Genomic DNA, 21,267 nt, shown 5'->3' on the forward strand with positions numbered 1-21,267 from the left:
GGGGCCGGGGCCACCGTACAGCTTCTTGGCCTGGCCGGGGGGCATGCCGTGGGGGTGGCCCTTGCCCTTCCAGAGCCAGGGCGAATCGCCGCGGTAGGCAATATACTGGGGGTGAAAATTGCGCGGGTCGTAGCCATCGAGGCGCTCGTAGCGCACCCAGCGGCCCTCGCGCTGCACGAGGTAGCGGCGGGCCGGCACGTCGTAGTAGGCATTGGCCTCCGGGATGTAGTAGTACTGGGCATCGGCCGGGGCACCCACTACCACGGGCGGGGCCGGGTTGATGTTAATGTTGATTTGGGCGTGGGCCGGGGCGGCCAGGGCCAGAGCGCCGAAAGCGGCCAGGGCAGCGGTTTTTTGGAGCAGGTTCACAGGCGTAAAAGACTAAGTGACTCAAATCGCTTGGCAAGGACAATGCCAACACGGAGACAAGGCTTCACGCGCTTATACGGACCGGCTTACTCTTTGGCTTTGCGCAGCAAGTAGCGCGTGACGGTGGCGCTAGTTGCCGGGCCTTGCTGCGCCGCGTGGGTTTCGGCCAGCTGCCAGCCAGCTGCCGACAGGTCGGTTAATAATTGATTAAGCAGTAGGGCATTACTCTGCGCATGGGCGCGGTATTTATCGGAAGCCAGGTCATACTCTTCTTCCAGCTTCAGTTCGGTTTTGCCCTGGAAGGCCGGCGTGAGCAGTAGTCGGCAATCATTCTTATAAGGCGATTGAATGACGGTGAGGGTTAGAAAGTCGTAGCCGCGTTGGGGCACTGGCAAGGCTTGCGCGTGGGCCGCCGGGCCACCGAGCACGAGCCCCGCACCCAGCAGCAGCCCACAGCAGAGAAAACGAAAAGACGAAACCATGTGGCAACCGGAGTGAGGTAAGAAGTGATGGCGCTGGCTAAGTACGCAGCCGGCCCGATAAAGAAAGAGAAATCGCGCCCTCCCGCACCATTCGCCGGCTAAGCTTGTTAGCGTCGGTCGGCCAGCCGCCACGCGGGAAGCTAAAATTCTCGTTTTTGCCACCCCCGCCGGCTCGTTCCCGTACCTTCGCTTGTTCCTCTGATTTGCCCGCATGGCTAAAAAAACGGCTACCGTTCCCGCTGCTCCCGCCCCTCAAAAGGCGAAGCCTACCCCCAAAAAAGCTGCTAAGGTCTCGGCCGCTGCCGCCGAAGTGCTGACTGCCACCACCGAGTCGGCGCTGCTGGAAGTTGCTAAAAAACAGGCCCCCGACCTGCGGCACGACCTGCCCGTGGGCCGCCAGCCCGCGCCCGCCGGCCGCGCCATAGCCGAGGCGCACCAATCGCCCGCTACCCTGCCGCCGCCCACCGAAGGCCCGCTGCTGGGCGCGGCCGCCGAGGCACCCTACATCGAAGTGTACGGCGCGCGCGAGCACAACCTCAAAAACGTGAGCGTGCAGATTCCGCGCGGCAAGCTGGTGGTTTTCACGGGTATCTCGGGCTCGGGCAAGTCGTCGCTGGCCTTCGATACCATTTATGCCGAGGGGCAGCGGCGCTACATGGAGACGTTTTCGGCCTACGCGCGCTCTTTCATGGGCGGGCTGGAGCGGCCCAACGTGGACAAGATTGAAGGATTGTCGCCGGTAATCAGCATCGAGCAGAAAACCACCTCGCGCAACCCGCGCTCGACGGTGGGCACCATCACCGAGATTTACGACTTCCTGCGTTTGCTCTACGCCCGCACGGCCGAGGCCTACAGCTACGCCACGGGCAAGAAGATGATTCGGCAGAGCGATGACCAGATTATCAACTACATCCTCAAGCACTACGATGGCAAAAAGCTCATCGTGCTGGCTCCGGTGGTGAAGGGTCGCAAGGGCCACTACCGCGAAGACTTTCAGAAGATTGCCAAGCTGGGCTTTACCAAGGTGCGCGTCGATGGCGAGCTGCTCGACATCACGCCCAAGATGCAGGTCGACCGCTACAAGATTCACGACATCGAAATCGTGATTGACCGGCTCGTGGTGAAGGAGGAGGACCGTTTCCGCCTCTCGGGCTCGGTGCAGAACGCCATGACCCACGGCAAGGGCACCCTACTGGTGCTCGACCCCGACGCCAAAAAGGCGGCGCCGCAGTTTTTCTCGCGCTTCCTCATGGACCCCGAAACGGGCATCGCTTACGACGACCCGGCTCCTAACACGTTCAGCTTCAACTCGCCCTACGGCGCCTGCCCGCACTGCGCGGGCCTGGGCGAGGTGCAGCAAATCACGGAGGAAACCGTGATGCCCGACCCTAAGTTGAGCATCAGCCGGGGCGGCATCGCGCCGCTGGGCGAGTACCGCGACATCTGGATTTTTCAGCAGCTCCAGCTTATTCTCAAAAAGCACAAGGCCAGCCTCAATACGCCCATTGAGAAGCTGCCCGCCGAGCTGGTGCAGCGCCTGCTGCACGGCATCACGCAAGACGAGGCCGACGATGCCAAAGCCACGTACACCGAGCCGTTTGAGGGCATCATCCCCTTCCTGCGCCGGCAGATGGAGTCCGATTCGGACAGTATCCGCGACTGGATTCAGCAGTACACCCAGGCCCAGCCCTGCCCGGTGTGCGAGGGCTACCGCCTGAAAAAGGAAAGCCTGCACTTCAAGCTGGCTGACAAGCACATAGGCGAGCTGTCGGTGATGGATATCAAGGAGCTGTCGAGCTGGTTCGTGGATGTGGAAGGCCGCCTGAGCGAGCGCCAGAACCTCATTGCCCGCGAGCTGCTCAAGGAAATTCGCAAGCGCATCGGCTTCCTGCTCGAAGTGGGCCTCGACTACCTCAGCCTGCACCGCTCGGTACGCACGCTGAGCGGCGGCGAAAGCCAGCGCATCCGCCTCGCCACCCAGATTGGCACCCAGCTCGTGGGCGTGCTTTACATCATGGACGAGCCGAGCATCGGCCTGCACCAGCGCGACAACGAGCGCCTAATCAAGGCCTTGCAGCACCTGCGCGACATCGGCAACTCGGTGATTGTGGTGGAGCACGACAAGGACATGATTCTGCACGCCGACCACGTGCTCGACATTGGGCCGGGCGCGGGCATCCACGGCGGCCACATCGTGGCCGAGGGCACGCCGGATGCCATTTTCAGCTCGGGCTCGCTCACTTCACAGTACCTCAGCGGGCAGCGCCACGTGGAGGTGCGCAAGAAAAAGCGCGTGGGCGAGGGCAAGGAGCTGGTTTTGAAAGGCGCGAAGGGCCACAACCTCAAGAACGTCACGGCCAAGTTTCCCCTGGGCAAGCTCATTGCCGTTACGGGCGTGTCGGGCTCGGGCAAGTCGTCGCTCATCCACGACACGCTGTACCCGATTCTCAACAAGCACTTCTTCAACGCCCACCGCGAGCCGCTGGCCTACGGCAGCATTGAAGGCCTGGAGCTGATTGATAAGGTGATTGAGGTAGACCAGTCGCCCATTGGCCGCACGCCGCGCTCTAACCCGGCCACGTACACCGGCGTGTTTACTGAAATCCGCCAGTTGTTTGCCGAAATGGCGGAGGCCAAAATCCGGGGCTACGGGCCGGGCCGCTTCTCCTTCAACGTGAAGGGCGGGCGCTGCGAAACCTGCGAGGGCGCGGGCATTCGCACCATCGAGATGAACTTCCTGCCCGACGTGCACGTGCCCTGCGAAACCTGCAAGGGCCGCCGCTACAACCGCGAGACGCTGGAAGTGCGCTTCAAAGGCAAGTCCATCACCGACGTGCTCGACATGACGGTGGAAAAGGCGGTGGAGTTCTTCGAGTTTCAGCCGCGCATCCTACGCAAAATCAAGACCTTGGCCGACGTGGGCTTGGGTTACCTCACGCTGGGCCAGCAGGCCACCACGCTCTCGGGCGGCGAAGCCCAGCGCGTGAAGCTCAGCACCGAGCTCAGCAAAAAGGACACCGGCAAGACCTTCTACATCCTCGACGAGCCGACTACCGGCCTGCACTTCGAGGACATCCGCCACCTCGCCGACGTGCTGCACAAGCTCGCCGACAAAGGCAACACCGTGCTCATCATCGAGCACAACCTCGACCTCATCAAAGTGGCCGACCACGTCATCGACATCGGCCCCGAGGGCGGCGCGGGCGGCGGCACCATCGTGGCCCAGGGTACACCCGAGCAGGTGGCTAAGAGCGGCAAGGGCCACACGGGGCGGTTTTTAGCCGAGGAGTTGAAGACGAGCCAGTACGTGTAATAAAGAAGGGCAGGCTAAGTAGCCCGCCCTTTTTTATGTCGCTTGTGGATACTTCTTGCTAATAGTGCGTAGCGTATCGGGTACCCGGTCTGCCTCGGCTAACCAAGTAGGGAGTGCTGGGTCGAGCCAACCCAGTAATTCCAGAATGGTAGCGTGTAACTGCTGTAGCTGGCTGAAACACAAAATACTCTTGGATTGCTTTTCGAAGCACAGTGGCTCGTAGTGGTACACCCTGTTGCGGAATGTTCGAATATCCTTCAGTTTGTTATAAAGCGTCTCGCGCTCAGTTCCATGAAGCCAATGCGAGAAGGCACGAAGCAGACGTTTTTGTAACAGACCAAAGTAGGTGCGGCTGAAAAGGGTTGTCCAAAAACCGAAATTTAGGTCAGCAATTAAAACTGAACCGCTAGGCGGCGGATAATTCCAACGTTCTTCAAAGTCGCGGATGGCAGTCTCTACCATGCGTAATATTTTATCATTAGTAGTTGTTTTTCCTGTGCGATAATCTCTGTTTGTCAATCTGTTGTCTATCATAAAGCCTTTGCGCTGCTCTAGCAACCAGTTTGCGGAATTGAAATGTCGTTCCAAGACTTCGTGCAGGGCATTGCGCAGCGCTACTTCTAAAAATGATAGAGGGATATAGAAGCTTTGCGCAAGTCGTAAATTATCAAGATACAATAGCAGAGCCTTTTGCTCGTCGCCACCCGACGCACTCAAGTAAGGGCTAAGCCGAGGAGTGGATAAAAATTTTGGGGCGTTTTGAAACAACATCTCTTTTTAGTTCGTTACTTTGCAGCGTAATATTCGGTCACTCAGCTGGACAGCCTGCGAAGGTATGTCCTTGAAATCGGATGAAAGAAACGAGCGGACATCCTTCACCAGGTGCCCGCTCTCTTTCTTTTAAGCCTGCCCAATCATCAGTTGCCAGTTGGCCCAAACCGCTCGGTCAGTATCATGTCGGGCGGTAGCCCGGCGGTTTGCAGTCCATTCGATACGCTTTCGACCAACCCCGTGGGGCCGCACACAAACGCCTGCGGCTTTGCTTCTCCAAAATGCGCCACTACCTCGGCCAGCATGGCCGCGTCGATACGTCGGTGGTAGCCAGCCCAGCCGGGCGGAGCCTGCCGGGTGTAGTCGAACAATACTGTAAAGCTGTCATCGGCCTGCGCCATTGCCTCTAGCTCAGCCCGATAAATAACTTCCTTGGGTGTGCGGACACTGAACAGCAGCACGGCCGGCGTGCGCAAACCCAGCCGTTTCCGGTGGCGCAGCATGGCCATGAGCGGCACCACGCCAGAGCCGCCGCCCACGAGCAGCAGGGGCGGCGCGCCGGGCCCGCCGCGCCACACGAAGTAGCCGCCGATGGGGCCGCGCACCTCCAGCTGGTCGCCCACGGCCACGCCCTCGTTGAGGTAGCCCGACACCTCGCCGTCGGGAATTATTTCGACGGTCAGCTCAATCTCGCCAACCTGCTCGGGAGGCGAGGCGATGGAGTAGCTGCGCTCGGCCTGGTAGCCGCCCTCGGCGGTGAGGCGCAGGTCGTAGTGCTGGCCGGCGAGGTGCGGCGTGAACTGCGGGAGGCTGAGGGTGAAAGTTTTGACGTGCGGCGTCTCGGGCCGAATGGCCGTGACGGTGGCTAGCTGCCAGGCTACCTTGCTCATAGCCGGATGCTGCTGGCGCTGGCCTGGTCGTCGTCATCGTCGCGGTAGCGCTGTTCCTTCCAGGGGTCGCCGTACATGCTGTAGCCGCCGCGCTCCCAGAAACCGGGCTCGTCCTGGGCCGTGAAGCGCAGGCCCTGCACCCACTTGGCGCTTTTCCAGAAGTAGAGGTGCGGCACCACCAGCCGGGCCGGGCCGCCGTGCTCGGGCGTCAGGGGCTGGCCGTCGTAGATGAGACCCACGAAGGCCTTGCCGCCCCGCAGGTCGGCCAGCGGCACGTTGGTAGTATAGCCGCCGTAGCTGAACTCGGTGACGAACTGCGCCTCGGGTTTCAACTTGACGTGTTCCAGCAGCGTGTCCACGCTCACGCCGCGCCAGTGCGTGTCGAACTTACTCCACTTCGTGACGCAGTGAATGTCGGGGTTGAAGTCCTGCATCGGCAGCTTGTTGAACTCCTCCCAGCTCCATTTTACGGGCTCTTCTACCAGGCCTTCGAGCCGGAACTCCCAGTTGGCGAGGTTGATGCGGGGCGTGGGGCCAGCCGTGAGCACCGGAAAATCGGTGGTTTCGTACTGGCCGGGCGGCAGCTTGGGGTTGGCGGGGCGCCTGGGCTGAAAGCCGCGATTGGTGAAGATTCCCATAGGGTTTCTTGATGTAAAAGGTATTGGATTAGCCCCGCAGGCTGAGGGCTTTGAATAGAAAGCCAGCTTAGGGTTAAAGGGTTTGCGGGGGGGCGGCGGCGGCGGGAGCGCCGGGGTCGTCAGTACGGTTGCTGGCGTGCTCACCGGCCGGGGCCGGCTCGCCAAAGCGGGCCTTGAAGCGGGCGTACAGCGCATTCATGCCCAATAGCAGCAAGCCCATGAAAATGAAAACGATGGCCCGCGTGATGGTGCCACTTTGGCTGAGGTCGAAGAATACCAGCCGCACCAGGCAACCCAGCATGCCGGCCAGCGACGCGTAGCGCAAATCTTGCCGGCGCAAGAGCAGGCTGGTGCTGAACAGGGCCACTACCTCCAGCATCAGCAGCACGGTGAGCACCGAGCGGTCGAAGGACTGAATGAGCAGCAGCGCCAAAGCCAGAAACGCGGGGTAGAGCAGCCCGGCTTCGAGCCGGCGGCGGGGCGGCCGGGCCAACATATCCCAGGCCGGCGACAAACCTTCAATAGTAGCGGCACCTTCGCGCAGCGCCAAAGCCACGTAGCCAAAAAGCAGGGCCACGGCCGCCGCCAGCGCCCACCACTCGGGCCGCAAAAGGACGCTGGGCGACACGTAGAGTAGGCTACTGACGCAGGCCGCGCCTGCCGCCAGCCCGTAGTACAGCCGCCCGTACACGCCCAGCCGCCGGAAGCGCAGCGGCAGCTGCGGACCAAAATGGCTGAGTAGCAGCGCCCCACTTATCCAGATGAGCGGCTGCCACGGCGTGCGAATATTGGCGGCCAGCGTGCCGCTGCCGAAGAGCAGCGCGGCTTCGGGCAGCCAGCGGTGCAGCCAGCGCCACGATTTATAAATCGGCTCGGTAGCCGGCGGCCGGGTTAGTGCCAGTAGTGCTAGTACCCCAAAAAGGAGGGCCGCCGTGAAGTATTCGGCCGGCTGGCCAAAAAACCACTCGAAGCGGTAGGGTAGCCCTAGGTGCAGCGCGAAGCTACCCAGCAGCAGCGCGTAGGCCACGTGCAGTAGGTAGCGGTCAGGCTGGCCGGCACGGACTACCGCAGTGGCATCGGGCAGGGTGCGCCGCCATGTCTGCGCCGCCCCAAATGCTACTACCGCCAGCCCCAGCAAGCCCAGCACGAAGTAGGCCAGCAATGTGGCGGTGGCCATAACGGCCACCGCCAAGTGCGCGCCCAGCAAATACAGCCACGGCCAGCGCACGTAGCGCCCGGCTGCCGGCCACCACGAGGTAGCCAGCCCCATCAGCGGTACAGCCACGGTGGGCAGCAGGTAAAGCAGCGTCTTGGGTATCCAGGGAAGCGAATGAAGCGTGATATCAAATGGATACGAGTTGGTAAATACAGGGTGCAGTACGTTCTCCCATTGCAAGGCCAGGTAGCCCGCCGCCGCCAGCGCCAGCCCGGCCCACAAACCCGGCGCGGCCACCCGCCGCCGCAGATACAGCAGGCCGCCTAGCAGCGCCACCGCCGCCCAGCCGGCCCAGGGCCGCGCATACACCTGCGCGCCCGCGCCCAGCAGCAGCCAGCCCACGGCCACGCCCAGCAGGGGCAGCTGGTAAGCCGCGCCCAGCGAGAGCCGGGCAAACTCGCCTTCGGCCCGCCGCCAGTAGTAGCGCCGCAGTTGGTAGGCCAGCGTGAGCAGCGCCGCGCCCACCAGCAGGGCCGCCCGGCCCCGCGCCCCCACCACGCCCGGCGAGAGGTAGCGCACCAGCCACGGCAGCGCCGCCGCTTGCAGCACCAGCAGGTGCGTGTGGGCGCGCAGCAGGCCGGTGGCCGCGCGCCCGCTCAGCAGCAAGGCCGCCAATAGGCTTTCGGCATATAGCACGAGCGCCACGCCCAGCCAGCTCAGGCCCAGCTCGTGCAGTCCCAGCGCCGCCAGCACCACCAAGAACTGCCCCAGCACCAGCTGCTGCCGCCGCACCCAGTCAGGGGCCAGCGCGGCCACCCGCACCCACCACGCCAGCCCGACGGCCGCGCCCGCCAGCACCACCAGCGCGGCCAGCAGCAGCGCCACCGGCACGTGCGCCCAGCCAAAAACCACCCGCGCCAGCAGCAGCCCCGCGCCCGCTTGCAGCAGCCCGGCCAAGCCCGCAAAACCGCCCAGCACCTGGCGGTGCGACTCGGTAGCGGCTGCGGAAGGTACGAGTGCCGCATCCTCCCCATCAGCGGTATCAGAAACCGCGTTGCCCGCTTCTGCTGGTGAGCCGAGTAGCAGTGGCTGCCGGAAAATGAGCTGCACGAAGGCCAGCCCGGCCCAGCCGGCCAGGGCCAGCAGCAAGGCATCGCGGTAAAGCACGAAGGGCCGGCTGAGGGGCGCGCGCGTGCCGGCTATCAGCAGCAGGCCGGTGGCTGCCAGCAGCGCGGCGGCCATGGCCACGCGGTACACCAGGGCCTCGTTTTGGCGGGCCATTATCAGGGCTACCAGCAGCGATTCGAGCAGCATAAACAGCGCGATGACCGTAGCCGTGGCGTGCCAGCCTTGCAGCGAAAGCGCCGTGCCCAGCGCCAGCAGCAGCGAGATGATGGTATCGGTCTGGAACAGCCAGCCGATACCTAATTGCTTGGCCCGCCGCCCCGCCCAGAAGGTGAGCCCCGCGCCTAAGGCCAGCGGAATAGTCTTCCACACCGAACCCGTGCTGTAGAGGTAGAGGTTGATACCCAGGCACGTCCAGTTAAGCAAATGAGCCGCAAACAGCAGCGGCTCAAACCGCCGCCGGGCGTATACGCGGCGGTATTGCACCACGGCCGCCACGCCGCCCACCAGCAGCACCAGGCCCATTGCCGCCAGCCGCAGCCCATTGCCGAGGGCCGGCAGCTCGTGGTGCCAGTACAGGTGAAAAACAAAAAAGCAGGCAATGCTCAGCAGCAGTTGGTAGCGCCACTGCTGCCGGTAGGTGATGGCGATGCTGAACGCCGTGACGCCCGCCGCCGCGCCCAGCGTGAGGGCCGTGGGCGGCAGCACCGCCAGCGCCACCAGGCTTAGCACGCCGTGCAGGGTGGCTACCTCCTGGCGGCTGGTGTGCCAGGCCAGGTAGAGGTTCCCGCTCACGCCGGCTAGCAGCAGCAGGTAGTCGAAGGGCGGCGCTACCCAGCGCAGCCCCTCAATGCTTACCGCGCCCACGCAGGCAAACAGGAAAATGGCCGCCGCGCTGCTCAGCAGCCAGCCGCTCAAGTGCTGGGCAAAGGCCTTGTCGCGCAACGCCCAGCGCGCCCCCAGCAGCCCGCCCGCAAAGGCGCAAATCAACAAAAACCGATACGGCGGCGCCATCCGCAGCGCGGTATAAATCCCCAGAAACCCGACTCCCGTCACCAGCACTACCGCGCCCAGAATGCCGGTCCAGTTTTCCAGCAGCATGGCCGAGGCGCGCTCCCAGAAGGTCGGGCCAGTAGGCTCGGGCTTGGGCGGCGGCACCGGCCGGGGCGCGGCTACCGGCGTAGCCGGTGCAGCCGCCAGTATCGGCTCGGGAGCTGCCACCGGCTCAGGCCGAGTCTTTGGCCTGGGCACGAGTAGCGGCGCGGGTACGGGCGGCGTTTCGGGCGCGGGCCGCTCAGCTGGCTGGGGCACTACCGGCAGCGAAGCAGGCGGGGCCAAGGGCACGGCGGGCGCTGGGGCCGCCACGGGCGGGGCAGTAGGCCGGGGCGCGGGCGAAGCCGGTAGCAGCTCGGCGGCCGGCAGCGGGCCGGCGGTGGCGCGCAAGGCGGCGAGCTGCTCGCGCAGGCGCTGCATTTCGGCGTATAGTTTATTGTGCTCGGCCTGGCGGTGGGCCAGCTCTTCCTGAAGCGCGGCCAGCCGCTTGGGCAAGTCCCAGACGCGCAGCGCGATGATGAGGGCAAAAAGCAGGGCAAGCCAGGAAGTATCCATGCGCCGGAAGGATAAAGAAGCAACTGCCGGCACAGCCCGGCCACCAGAAAGTAACGGCGCTAAATGTAGGTGGCCGCACGCCAAAAAGCCGCCCCGGTACGACCGGGGCGGCTTTTATAAAAGAAGTAGCGAGCGTTGGCCGCAGGCTACATTTTCATGTTCGAGTCTTTGTGCGACATGTTGAGGTGCTCAACCACCACGGGCAGGGTCGTGTCAATCCAGCCGCTGAGGGCGGTGTTTTTGGTCATCGCTTTGTGGGCCGCCAGGGTGTTGGCCGTTTTCTGGTGGTCGGTTACCATCTGGGCCAGGTACTTGGTTTCAAACTCTTTGCCCGACAGCTTTTCCATCGTGGGGGCCAGGGCTTTGTGCTCGGCGTCCATGTCGGTGGGCAGCGTCACCTTGGCGCTGGCCGCGATGGGCTTGAGGGCGGCGGTGCTCTTGGTGTGGTCGGCTATCATTTTATCGGCCAGGGTTTTGGCCTCGCCGCTCACGCCTTTGGCCAGGGCCATTTTGCTGAGCTGAATCTCATTCTGGTCGCTGTGGGCGGCCGATTTCATAAAATCGGCATCGTCGGCGTGGGGCGCGGTGGGGCCGTTGGGGTCGGGGGCGGCGGGCGCATCGGCCGAGGCCATCGCGCCCATGCCTGCGGCGTCGGTGCCGGCCGTCATGCTGGCCGAGTCGGTGGCCGAAGCTTCGGGCGTGGTGCTGCCGGTAGCGCTGGTGTCGCCGGTGTTAGTGTCGGTGGTGCTACACGCGCCGAGGGCCAGCAAGCTGGCGGCAAACAGGGAAAGAGTGAGACGTTTCATGAGGAAAAAGGAAAAGCAAAAGGGTGCCGTAGATACGGGCAGGTAGCAAGATGAGTTTGATTATAAGCTGGTTGCGCTGGAAGGGGGCTTGATTGTCAGCCCAACTAATTGGTATACCGTGGAGGCTGCGCTGAAAATTAGCTGAACCCTATTAAACCCCCGCCCGCCACCCGCATCTTACCAACATCACCTTTTAACACCCATTCTTTTATGCGCCTTTCTACTTCCTTCCGGGCCCTTACCTGCGCCGCGCTGGCCGGCGGTATGCTCTTCACGGCTAGTTGCAAAAAGAATAACGAGGTAGCCGCTACCGCTGCCGACGACCTCATTTCGGCCAGCGACGCCGGCCAGGGCGACGAAGAAAACGCAGCCCTGGCCGACCTAGTCGATGCCGCCGCCCCGCAGGATGCCACCGTGTCGGCCAGTGCCACCGTGGCCGACCCTGCCGACCTGGCCCGCCTCGCCTCGGGCTGCCTCACGCGCACCTACGACGCGGCCACCCGCACGCTCACCCTCGATTTTGGCCGCACCAACTGCCTGTGCCCCGATGGCCGCTACCGCCGCGGCGTGGTCAAGGTCGTGTTTAGCGGCCCCCACCGGCAGGCGGGCGCGGTGGCTACCATCACGCACCCCAGCTACTTCGTCAACGACAACCAGCACTTGGGCACCCGCGTCATCACCAACCTGGGTAGCGGCTCGTTTGACCTCGACGTGCAGAACGCCAGCATCATCTTCACCAACAACGGCGGCACTACCTCCTGGAACTCGACGCGCCGCTATACCCGCACGGCAGGCTTCGGCACGGCTACCATCCTCGACGATGCCTACAGCATCACGGGCTCGCTCACGGGCACCAACCGCCGCCGCGTCAGCTACACGGCCGCCATTCAGCAGCCGCTCAGCAAGAAATTCACGCCGGGCTGCGCCCGTCATTTCGTAGCGGGCACCATCCAGATTTCCAATTCCAACGGCCGCTCGCTACTGCTCAACTACGACCCCACCGGCACGGCGGCCTGCGATAATATCGCTTCGGTGACTATAAATGGCCAGGCCCACACGATTGTATTGCGTTGAGTAGTAACGTCTGTTACTGCTAGCCCAAGCTGCCGTGCAGCCCCAGCGGGGCGACCCGTCGGTAGTACCCCACAGGCGAAAGAAAGCCAAAGCCCCGTGGGGGCGACCCAGCCAACTGATTGGGTCGCCCCTACGGGGCTTTGGTGCGTTAAAGCCGAGTCATTTTCTACCGACGGGCCGCCCCGCTGGGGCTGCTACCGATAGGCCGTAGGGCAGGTGTGCTACCGGCCCGTGTTGAGCAATGCCTCTGCCAGCAGCATGTCCTCGGGCGTGGTAATCTTGATGTTGCAATAATCACCTTCTACCAGCTGCACGGCGTGCAGGTCGTCGACTACGCTGGCATCGTCGGTGAAGGTGGGGAGCTCGGGCAGGCGGTAGGCGCGGCGCAGCAGGTCGAGGTCGAAGGTCTGGGGCGTTTGCATGAGGCGCAGGCGGCGGCGGTCGAGCGGCGACGAGCCCGCGGCCGCCACCAGCCGCACCGAGTCTTTGGGCGGTACGGCGGCTACTACCGCCTGGTGCAGGGCGGCTCCCTGGTAGGTAGCCTCAATTACGCGGGCCGGCACCAGCGGGCGCACGCCGTCGTGTACGGCCACGAGCGCGCCGCCGGGCGGCGCGGCGGGCAGGGCCGCCAGGCCGGCCTTCACCGAGGCCCAGCGGGTTTCGCCGCCCGCCACCAGCATGTGCGGAATATCGACTTGGTATTCCGCTACCAATTCCTGCCAGTAATCGAGCTGTGCGGCGGGCAGCACCACTACCAGCTGCGCCACGCCCAGCGCGGGCTCGGCCCAGCGCCGCAGCGTGTGTAGCAGTACCGGTTCGCCCGCCAGCAGCAAGAATTGCTTGGGCCGGTCGGCCCCCATGCGCTGCCCGCTGCCCCCGGCCACAATGACGGCGTAGCGGGGCAAGGGCGCATGAGTGGTTGAGTGGTTGAGTGATTGAGCGGGCGGCGGGAAAGTAGGCATGGCGCAAAAAGTATTGGCAGCGAAGGTAGTGCGCCCGCCAAACGCAAAATGGCCCGGCTGCTAACGAAAGCAGCCGGGCCATTCAACAATCTACCAATTCAGCAAGCCAACAATTACAAAATCAGCATCGCGTCGCCGTAGGCGAAGAAGCGGTATTTCTCCTTAATGGCTTCCTGGTAGGCTTCCATCAGCAGCTTGTAGCCGGCGAAGGCCGAGGCCATCATCACCAGCGTGCTTTCGGGCAGGTGGAAGCTGGTGAGCATCGAGTTGGCGATTTTGAAATCGTAGGGCGGGTAGATGAACTTGTCGTTCCAGCCTTGGGTCACCTTCACGCGGCTGCTGGCCGACACCGAGGCGTCGAGCGCCCGCATGGTGGTGGTGCCGATGGCGCATACCTGCTTTTTGGCGTCAATCGACTTGTTGATAATCTGCGCCGCGTCGGGGCCCACGAAGAACTGCTCCGAGTCCATCTTGTGCTTGGTCAGGTCTTCGACATCGACGTGGCGGTAGGTGCCCAGGCCCACGTGCAGCGTGATGAACGCCTTCTCTACGCCCTTGATTTCCATGCGCTTCATTACCTCGCGCGAGAAGTGCAGGCCAGCCGCCGGGGCCGCCACCGCGCCGATGTGCTCGGCAAAAATGGTCTGGTAGCGCTCCTTGTCGGCTTCCTCGGTTTCGCGCTTCAGCACCTCCTTGGGCACGGGCGTTTCGCCGAGCTCGTAGAGGGCCTTGCGGAACTCCTCGTCGGTGCCGTCGAACAAAAACTTGATGGTGCGGCCGCGCGAAGTCGTATTGTCGATGACCTCAGCCACGATATCCGACTCGCCGAAGTAGAGCTTGTTGCCCACCCGGATTTTGCGGGCCGGGTCCACGAGCACGTCCCACAGGCGGCCTTCTTTATTCAATTCACGCAGCAGGAAAACCTCAATCTGGGCCCCGGTGCGCTCTTTCTGGCCGTACATGCGGGCCGGAAACACCTTGGTATCGTTGAAAACGAACACGTCGCCCTCGGCGAAATAGTCCAGGATATCTTTGAACATCCGGTGCTCAATCTGGCCGGTGGCGCGGTTCACCACCATCAGGCGCGACTCGTCGCGGTGGCGCGCCGGGTGCGTTGCAATCAGCTCTTCGGGGAGTTCAAACTTGAACTCGTGCAGTTTCATCGCCATGCAGTAGGGACGTACTAGGGGGAAGTTACCAAAAATTTGGGCGGGCAAAGGTACGATTTTTTTTGTAGGGTAAGCTTTAGCTTGCCAGTTAATTTGCACCAATTCAGCTCGCTGGTAGCGGCGGGCGTACTTTTCGGCTGTTTTCTACCTTTCGGCAAGCTAAAGCTTACCCTACACCATGCTGCTTACCCTTCGCCTCACGCTCGAAAGCTTTGCCTTTGCCTGGCAGGCGCTCCGCTCCAATCTGCTGCGCACGCTGCTGTCGCTGCTGGGCGTCACGGTGGGCATTTTTGCCATCATCGCCGTGTTCACGGTCGTCGACTCGCTCGAAGCCAACGTGCGCCAGAGCATGAGCTTCATGGGCGACAAGGTGGTGTACGTGGGCAAGTGGCCCTGGACCTTCGACGCCAACCGCCCCTGGTGGAAGTACTTCAGCCGGCCCGTGCCTACGGCGCGCGAGTTCCGAATGCTCGAAAAAATGCTGCGCCCCGGCTCCAACAAGGGCGTGGCCATCTTCGTGAGTAAAAGCGGCAATACCTTCAAGGCGGGCTCCAACTCGGTGGCCGACTGCGCCTTGCAGGGCGTGAGCTACGACTACCGCAACGTATCGAGCGTGCCCATCGAGCAGGGGCGCTACTTCACGCAGCAGGAGGTAGATGGCGGCCGGCCGGTAGCCATCATCGGGGCTACCATCGCCGAAAACCTGTTTCCCGGCCTCGACCCCGTGGGGCAGGATTTTAAAACCAAAGGCCGGCATTTCACCGTGATTGGGGTGCTGAAAAAGGAAGGTAAAAACCTACTCGGCGCGCCCAGCAACGACGCCAACTGCCTCATCCCGTTCAACGCCTTCGCCAGCGTGTTTGCCATGAGCAGCACCGGCATGACGGGCCCCTCGCCGCAGCTCGGCATCAAGGGCACCGACACCGACCCCGGCCTGCTCAATCTCGAAGCCGAGGTGCAGGGCGCCATGCGCACCATCCGCGGCCTCAAGCCCCGCGAAGAAGACAACTTCGCCCTCAACCGCCCCGAGATGATAGCCTCGCTCATCACCAAGCTGTTCAGCGTGATAGGCATTGCGGGGGCTGTCATTGGCTCGTTTGCCATGCTGGTGGGCGGCTTCGGCATTGCTAATATCATGTTCGTGTCGGTGCGCGAGCGCACCAACATCATCGGCATTCAGAAATCGCTGGGAGCGAAAAACTACTTTATTCTGTTCCAGTTTCTGTTCGAGTCCATCTTTCTGTGCCTTTTTGGCGGCGCGGCGGGGTTGTTTCTGGTGTGGCTCGCCACCTTCATCTCGCTCGGCGACCTCACGCTGTTTCTTAGCGCCGGCAACATCAGCCTGGGCTTGCTGGTGTCGGTCGGCATCGGGGTAGTGGCGGGCATCATTCCGGCCTTTCTGGCCGCCAACCTCGACCCCGTTATCGCCATTCGGGCCAAGTAGCGCGGACTTTCAGTCCGCGAGTATTATCGTTAAAACGCGCGGACTAAAAGTCCGCGCTACTACTCTTACCTTCGTGCCTTGCGCCCGCCCCACTCGTAACTAGTTGGGGCGGGTTCATTTTTTCCCCACCCAGAGACTATGTCTAAACTCAAAAAAACCAGCAAAACGAAGCTGGCCGACGACAACCTGAATGCCGGCTCCGGCAAAACCATCGTGCAGCCCAACGTCAACGACAACAAGCTGACGAGCATCACTGAAATCCGCGAAAAAACCGGCACCGTGGCCAAAGCCACGCCCGACCCCGACGAGCAGCGCATCCGCCAAGCCTTCGTGGACAAGGACTGGAACGAGATTAAAATCGCCGATAGCTGGCAGATTTTCAAGGTAATGGCCGAGTTTGTGGAAGGCTTCGAGAAGCTCTCCAAAATCGGCCCCTGCGTGAGCATCTTCGGCTCGGCCCGCACCCAGCCCGACAATCAATACTACAAGCTGGCCGAGGAAATCGCGGCCAAGCTCGTGCGCCACGGCTACGGCGTCATCACGGGCGGCGGCCCCGGCATCATGGAGGCCGGCAACAAGGGTGCCCGCGCCGAGAATGGCAAGTCGGTAGGTTTGAACATCGAGCTGCCCTTCGAGCAGACGCACAACATCTACATCGACAACGATAAGTGCATCAACTTCGATTACTTTTTCGTGCGCAAGGTTATGTTTGTGAAGTACGCGCAGGCCTTCGTGGGCATGCCCGGCGGCTTCGGCACGCTTGATGAATTGTTTGAGGCCCTGACCCTGATTCAAACCAAGAAAATCGGCCGCTTCCCCATCGTGCTGGTAGGCACCGCCTACTGGGGCGGCCTGTTCGACTGGATTAAGAACGTGATGCTGGGCGACGAGCGCAACATCTCGGCCGAAGACCTCGACCTCGTGCATCTCGTGGACGATGCCAGCGAGGCGGTGCAGATTATCGACGACTTTTATAAGAAGTACTCGCTGTCGCCGAACTTCTAAGGCGATTAGTTGCTGCTTTCGAAAGCCAGCTTCTTAGAGGCTGGCTTTTTTACGCCTGTTAACTTCAAAAATAACAGCATGCTTAGCTTTGTAATACTTACTAATAAAAATAAAATTAGTAAGTTTTGCAAGTATGTACATTGAAACTCCACCTGCAGTTGACATGAGTAGCATGTCACCCGATACTTGGAAAAAGTTTTTACACCAAGACCCTGAGTTGATGAGCTGGCTGCAGCGGGTAGGGCAGGATTATCCGTATTGGGCCGAGGTGCGCCGCCGGGCTAAGCCAAGTGGGCTTTCGAGCCAAGATGCGTGGGTGCTGTTGAAAATTATGCGGCAAGCTACTTTGCGGTCGCTGATAGTTTGTGACAAGCAAGGCTTTACCTTCTCTTTTCAGACTACGGAGCCTACGTTGGAGAAGCTACACCGCTTTGACCTGCATCTGGGGGGCATGCTCCGAAGCGATAGTTTGATTCCGGTAGAAGATAAAAATCGCTATCTGGTAAGCTCCATAATGGAGGAAGCAATTGCTTCGAGCCAACTAGAGGGGGCCTCTACGACGCGGGAGGTAGCCAAGGAGATGCTGCGTAAGCAACGCCCCCCGCGCGATAAATCGGAGCAAATGATTTTGAATAATTACCAAACTATCAGATTTATCCGTGACAAGGAAAAGGAACTGATGACGGTAGAATTGCTGTGCCAGATACAGGAGCGCATGACGCAGAACACCCTACGCGACCCGGCTCATGCTGGGCATGTACGCCTGACCGACAGCGTGGAAGTTTGGAACGAAGTAGCGGGTGAAGTCGTGTACGTGCCACCCTCTGCCGCAGAGCTGCCGGAGCTACTAGCGGCTTTCTGTGAATTTGCCAACGCGGGGGTGAAGGCTGATGGTAAAGCAGGCGGCCCTTTTATTCATCCTATCGTCAGGGCCAGCATCTTACACTTCCTGATTGGTTATATTCATCCCTTCATTGATGGAAATGGCCGAACGGCGCGGGCTGTATTCTACTGGTACCTACTACGGCAAGGATACTGGCTGTTGGAATACATGTCAATATCGCGGATTATTCACATGTCGTCAGTGCAGTATGCGAAAGCCTATCTGCATACAGAGCATGACGGTAACGACCTGACTTATTTTATAAACTATCAGGTCAAAACGCTTGACTTGGCCTTCGACAGCTTGCAGCAGTACATCGGGCGTAAGGTGGCGGAGAAAAAGCAACTGTATGAATTCAAGCGGTTAGGGGTGTTGAATGAGCGGCAACTAGCTATCGTGCAAGAAATAGCGAAGAACCCGGAAAATCCGTGGTCGATACGGGAAGTCGAGAATAGATTTGGTACGGTGTACCAAACGGCCCGGACTGACCTCATGGGCCTGGAAGAACTGGGGCTGTTGGAGAAGAAGCGTATCGGCAAGCAAAAGCTGCTCTACTTCCGCGCCGACGACTTCGACCAGCAGCTAGCGAAACTAAAGGGCTAGTCCAGCCCTTATTCCTTGCTGCCCGTATTTTGCCCTACCATGTCCGATACCGCCGCCGCCCCCGCCAAGAAGCTGTTCCTGCTCGATGCGTTTGCCCTCATTTACCGCTCGCACTTTGCCTTTGCCAAAAACCCCCGCGTCAACTCGAAGGGGATGAATACCGGGGCCATCCTGGGCTTTACCAACACGCTGGTGGAGGTGCTGCTCAAGGAAAAGCCCACCCACCTGGGCGTGTGCTTCGACGCGGGTAAGACCTTCCGGCACGAGAAGGACGAGAACTACAAGGCCAACCGCCAGGCCATGCCCGAGGACATCGGCATCGCCATTCCCTACATCAAGCAGATTATCGAGGGCTTCCACATCCCGATTTTGCTGATGCCGGGCTTCGAGGCCGACGACGTAATCGGCACGCTGGCCCAAAAGGCCGAAAAAGAAGGCTTCGAGGTGTTTATGATGACGCCCGACAAAGACTACTGCCAGCTCGTGACTGAGCACATCAAAATCTACCGCCCCGCCTTTATGGGCAACGCGGCCGAGGTGCTCGACGTGGCGCACGTACTCGAGCGCTTCGAGGTCGAGCGCGTAGAGCAGGTAGTGGATATTCTGGGCTTGCAGGGCGACGCGAGCGATAACATTCCCGGCATTCCGGGCATTGGCGAGAAAACGGCGAAGGCGCTGATTCAGCGCTTCGGCTCGGTCGAAAACCTGATTGCCAACTCCGACCAGCTCAAGGGCAAGCAGCAGGAAAACGTCCGCAACTTTGCCGAGCAGGGCTTGCTGAGCAAGGAGCTGGCCACGATTCACGTCAACGTACCCATCGAGTTTGAGGCCGATAAGCTCGTGATGGAAGCGCCCGATGCGGCACGCCTGCGCGAGCTGTTTGAGGAGCTGGAGTTTCGGCAGCTCGCCACGCGCGTGCTGGGCGAAGCGGGCGCGGGCGGCACCGGCCGCACGCCGGCCGCCCCCGTGGGCCGTGGCGCCCGCCGCCCCAAGGTGGCCGCGCCGAGCGCGCAGGGCTCGCTGTTTGGCGAGGGTAGCGCGGCCGTAATTAACGCGGCTGAAAATGGCGACATGGGCGTGGACGTGGTGGGCGAGTACTACGACGGCCCGACCAAAACGCTGGCCGACGTGCCGCACCACTACCACCTGGTCGATACGCCGGCGCTGCGCAAGTCGCTGATAGAATTTCTGTTGCAGCAGGCCGAAGTAAGCTTCGACACCGAAACCACCGGCCTGAATACCATGACGGCGCGGCTGGTGGGCCTCAGCTTCAGCTGGCACGCGGGCGAGGCGTACTACGTGCCCGTGCCCAGCGACGACGCCGAGGCCAGCCAGGCGCTGATGGAGGAGTTTCGGCCGTTTTTCGAGAATACCAACATCCTGAAAATCGGGCAGAATATCAAATACGACCTGCTGATTCTCAAGAACTACAACGTGCGCGTGGCCGGACCGTTCTTCGACACTATGCTGGCGCACTACCTCATCGAGCCCGACATGCGCCACAACATGGACGTGCTGGCCGAAACCTACCTGCACTACACGCCGGTGCCCATCACGGACCTCATCGGGCCCAAGGGCAAAAACCAGAAAACGATGGCCGACCTGGAGCCGGCCGCCGTGAAAGACTACGCCTGCGAAGACGCCGATGTGACCTTGCAGCTGCGCCACGTGTTCGAGCCCATGCTAAAAGAGCTGGGCCTGTTGGGTTTGCTCAATGACGTGGAAAACCCGCTGGTGCCGGTGCTCGCCGACATTGAGCACGAGGGCGTCCGCATCGACTCGGGCGCGATGAACGAGTACTCGGCCGAGTTGCAAGGCTACGTGCAGGAGCTGGAAAGCCAGATTTTCACCGAAGCCGGGCAGGAGTTCAACATCGGCTCGCCCAAGCAGCTGGGCGAGGTGCTGTTTGATAAAATGGATATTGGCCGGGGCAAAATCAAGAAAACCAAAACCGGCCAGTACGCCACCGGCGAGGAAATTCTGAGCCAGCTGGCCGCTGATAACCCCATCGCGGGCCTCATCCTGGAGTACCGCCAGCTCACCAAGCTGCGCAGCACCTACGTGGAGGCGCTGCCCCAACTAGTGTGCACCGACGGGCGCGTGCATACCACGTTCAACCAGGCAGTTACGGCCACCGGGCGCCTCTCCTCCACCAATCCCAACCTCCAGAATATTCCCATCCGCACCGAGAAGGGCCGCGAAATCCGCAAAGCCTTCGTGCCGCGCGATGAGAAGCACATTTTGCTGGCGGCCGACTACTCGCAGGTCGAGCTGCGCATCATGGCCGATTTCTCAGGCGACGCGACGATGATAGAAGCCTTCCGCCTGGGGCAGGACGTGCACCGCAGCACGGCCAGCAAGGTTTTTGGCGTGCCGCTGGAAGAAGTAGACAGCGAGATGCGCCGCAAGGCCAAAACCGTGAACTTCGGTATCATCTACGGTATTTCGGCCTTCGGGCTGGCCCAGCGCATCGGCATCAGCCGCAAGGAAGCCACCGATATCATCGAGACCTATTTCCAGGAATTCCCGAGCGTGAAGGCGTTTATGGACGACAGCATCAACCGCGCCCGCGAGCTCGAATACGCCGAAACGCTGCTCAAGCGCCGCCGCTACCTGCGCGACATCAACTCGCGCAACGCTACCCTGCGCGGCTACACCGAGCGCAACGCCATCAACGCCCCCATCCAGGGCACGGCGGCCGACATCATCAAGAAGGCCATGATAAACATCCACGACTGGCTGGAGCGCGAGAAACTGGGCACTAAGATGATACTGCAAGTGCACGACGAACTGGTGTTCGACGCTGTGCGCGAGGAGGTAGACTACGTGACACCCAAAATCCGCGAGCTGATGACTACCGCCCTACTCTTGCCCCACGGTGTGCCGCTGGAAGTAGAAGTTGGCACCGGCGATAACTGGCTGAAGGCACACTAAGTGGTCGTTCGGCGCGTTGGGTTATCAGCAAAAAG

15 protein-coding genes are annotated in these 21,267 nt (G+C 61.6%); 6 read left to right on the forward strand and 9 right to left on the reverse strand.

What is annotated here, in order from left to right; genetic code table 11:
• Both VFO93_RS12590 and VFO93_RS12595 read right to left on the reverse strand, forming a co-directional pair.
• Window positions 1-369: hypothetical protein (locus VFO93_RS12590; RefSeq protein ID WP_325134727.1), on the reverse strand; the 369-nt coding region annotated here is incomplete at its 3' end.
• Between the two features lie 86 nt (window positions 370-455).
• Complete coding sequence (locus tag VFO93_RS12595) at window positions 456-851, reverse strand: hypothetical protein (RefSeq protein ID WP_325134728.1); 396 nt, start codon at window positions 849-851, stop codon at window positions 456-458.
• Window positions 852-1,062: 211 nt separating this feature from the next.
• Between VFO93_RS12595 and uvrA the strand changes: the two genes are divergently transcribed.
• The gene (uvrA, locus tag VFO93_RS12600) at window positions 1,063-4,164 is read left to right on the forward strand and encodes an excinuclease ABC subunit UvrA (protein ID WP_325134729.1); all 3,102 of its coding nucleotides are present in this window, start codon (window positions 1,063-1,065) and stop codon (window positions 4,162-4,164) included.
• Between the two features lie 33 nt (window positions 4,165-4,197).
• Here the strand turns inward: uvrA and VFO93_RS12605 are convergent, their stop codons facing one another.
• The 5 genes from VFO93_RS12605 to VFO93_RS12625 form a co-directional block, all read right to left on the reverse strand.
• The gene (locus VFO93_RS12605; RefSeq protein WP_325134730.1) at window positions 4,198-4,935 is read right to left on the reverse strand and encodes a hypothetical protein; all 738 of its coding nucleotides are present in this window, start codon (window positions 4,933-4,935) and stop codon (window positions 4,198-4,200) included.
• Between the two features lie 146 nt (window positions 4,936-5,081).
• Window positions 5,082-5,825 carry a ferredoxin reductase gene (locus VFO93_RS12610; protein ID WP_325134731.1) on the reverse strand — a complete coding sequence of 248 codons (744 nt, stop codon included), beginning with the start codon at window positions 5,823-5,825 and terminating at the stop codon, window positions 5,082-5,084.
• Complete coding sequence (locus VFO93_RS12615) at window positions 5,822-6,463, reverse strand: sulfite oxidase-like oxidoreductase (protein WP_325134732.1); 642 nt, start codon at window positions 6,461-6,463, stop codon at window positions 5,822-5,824. The genes VFO93_RS12610 and VFO93_RS12615 overlap by 4 nt, the downstream gene beginning before the upstream one ends.
• A gap of 73 nt (window positions 6,464-6,536) precedes the next feature.
• The gene (locus VFO93_RS12620; protein WP_325134733.1) at window positions 6,537-10,352 is read right to left on the reverse strand and encodes a hypothetical protein; all 3,816 of its coding nucleotides are present in this window, start codon (window positions 10,350-10,352) and stop codon (window positions 6,537-6,539) included.
• A 146-nt stretch (window positions 10,353-10,498) separates the two neighbouring features.
• A complete protein-coding gene (locus VFO93_RS12625) occupies window positions 10,499-11,158 on the reverse strand; it encodes a DUF4142 domain-containing protein (RefSeq protein ID WP_325134734.1) in 660 nt (219 codons plus the stop codon).
• 210 nt (window positions 11,159-11,368) lie between these two features.
• Between VFO93_RS12625 and VFO93_RS12630 the strand changes: the two genes are divergently transcribed.
• Window positions 11,369-12,232: a hypothetical protein gene (locus VFO93_RS12630; RefSeq protein WP_325134735.1), complete on the forward strand. Its 864-nt coding sequence runs from the start codon at window positions 11,369-11,371 to the stop codon at window positions 12,230-12,232.
• Window positions 12,233-12,453: 221 nt separating this feature from the next.
• Here VFO93_RS12630 and VFO93_RS12635 read toward each other — a convergent pair whose 3' ends face one another.
• Both VFO93_RS12635 and queA read right to left on the reverse strand, forming a co-directional pair.
• Window positions 12,454-13,194 (reverse strand): 2-C-methyl-D-erythritol 4-phosphate cytidylyltransferase, encoded by a 741-nt coding sequence (locus VFO93_RS12635; protein ID WP_325134736.1) that lies wholly within the window; start codon window positions 13,192-13,194, stop codon window positions 12,454-12,456.
• Between the two features lie 113 nt (window positions 13,195-13,307).
• A complete protein-coding gene (gene queA / locus VFO93_RS12640) occupies window positions 13,308-14,357 on the reverse strand; it encodes a tRNA preQ1(34) S-adenosylmethionine ribosyltransferase-isomerase QueA (RefSeq protein ID WP_325134737.1) in 1,050 nt (349 codons plus the stop codon).
• Window positions 14,358-14,544: 187 nt separating this feature from the next.
• On the opposite strand from queA, the gene VFO93_RS12645 reads away from it, so the two are divergent.
• From VFO93_RS12645 to polA, 4 genes are all read left to right on the forward strand, one after another.
• Complete coding sequence (locus VFO93_RS12645) at window positions 14,545-15,807, forward strand: ABC transporter permease (RefSeq protein ID WP_325134744.1); 1,263 nt, start codon at window positions 14,545-14,547, stop codon at window positions 15,805-15,807.
• 138 nt (window positions 15,808-15,945) lie between these two features.
• Window positions 15,946-16,812, forward strand: a complete 867-nt coding sequence (locus VFO93_RS12650) for a TIGR00730 family Rossman fold protein (RefSeq protein ID WP_325134738.1) — start codon at window positions 15,946-15,948, stop codon at window positions 16,810-16,812.
• Window positions 16,813-16,945: 133 nt separating this feature from the next.
• The gene (locus VFO93_RS12655; protein WP_325134739.1) at window positions 16,946-18,298 is read left to right on the forward strand and encodes a Fic family protein; all 1,353 of its coding nucleotides are present in this window, start codon (window positions 16,946-16,948) and stop codon (window positions 18,296-18,298) included.
• 39 nt (window positions 18,299-18,337) lie between these two features.
• Complete coding sequence (polA, locus tag VFO93_RS12660) at window positions 18,338-21,232, forward strand: DNA polymerase I (protein ID WP_325134740.1); 2,895 nt, start codon at window positions 18,338-18,340, stop codon at window positions 21,230-21,232.
• The last annotated feature ends 35 nt before the right edge of the window (window positions 21,233-21,267 follow it).

Origin of the sequence: Hymenobacter sp. (genome assembly GCF_035709525.1) — a bacterium.
Classification (GTDB): Bacteria; Bacteroidota; Bacteroidia; order Cytophagales; family Hymenobacteraceae; genus Hymenobacter.

Excerpts from the sequence above, each read along its gene's own strand:
- VFO93_RS12595 (WP_325134728.1), bottom strand. The coding sequence starts at position 851 with ATGGTTTCGTCTTTTCGTTTTCTCTGCTGTGGGCTGCTGCTGGGTGCG.
- uvrA (WP_325134729.1), top strand. The coding sequence starts at position 1,063 with ATGGCTAAAAAAACGGCTACCGTTCCCGCTGCTCCCGCCCCTCAAAAG.
- VFO93_RS12605 (WP_325134730.1), bottom strand. The coding sequence starts at position 4,935 with ATGTTGTTTCAAAACGCCCCAAAATTTTTATCCACTCCTCGGCTTAGC.
- VFO93_RS12610 (WP_325134731.1), bottom strand. The coding sequence starts at position 5,825 with ATGAGCAAGGTAGCCTGGCAGCTAGCCACCGTCACGGCCATTCGGCCC.
- VFO93_RS12615 (WP_325134732.1), bottom strand. The coding sequence starts at position 6,463 with ATGGGAATCTTCACCAATCGCGGCTTTCAGCCCAGGCGCCCCGCCAAC.
- VFO93_RS12620 (WP_325134733.1), bottom strand. The coding sequence starts at position 10,352 with ATGGATACTTCCTGGCTTGCCCTGCTTTTTGCCCTCATCATCGCGCTG.
- VFO93_RS12625 (WP_325134734.1), bottom strand. The coding sequence starts at position 11,158 with ATGAAACGTCTCACTCTTTCCCTGTTTGCCGCCAGCTTGCTGGCCCTC.
- VFO93_RS12630 (WP_325134735.1), top strand. The coding sequence starts at position 11,369 with ATGCGCCTTTCTACTTCCTTCCGGGCCCTTACCTGCGCCGCGCTGGCC.
- VFO93_RS12635 (WP_325134736.1), bottom strand. The coding sequence starts at position 13,194 with ATGCCTACTTTCCCGCCGCCCGCTCAATCACTCAACCACTCAACCACT.
- queA (WP_325134737.1), bottom strand. The coding sequence starts at position 14,357 with ATGAAACTGCACGAGTTCAAGTTTGAACTCCCCGAAGAGCTGATTGCA.
- VFO93_RS12650 (WP_325134738.1), top strand. The coding sequence starts at position 15,946 with ATGTCTAAACTCAAAAAAACCAGCAAAACGAAGCTGGCCGACGACAAC.
- VFO93_RS12655 (WP_325134739.1), top strand. The coding sequence starts at position 16,946 with ATGTACATTGAAACTCCACCTGCAGTTGACATGAGTAGCATGTCACCC.
- polA (WP_325134740.1), top strand. The coding sequence starts at position 18,338 with ATGTCCGATACCGCCGCCGCCCCCGCCAAGAAGCTGTTCCTGCTCGAT.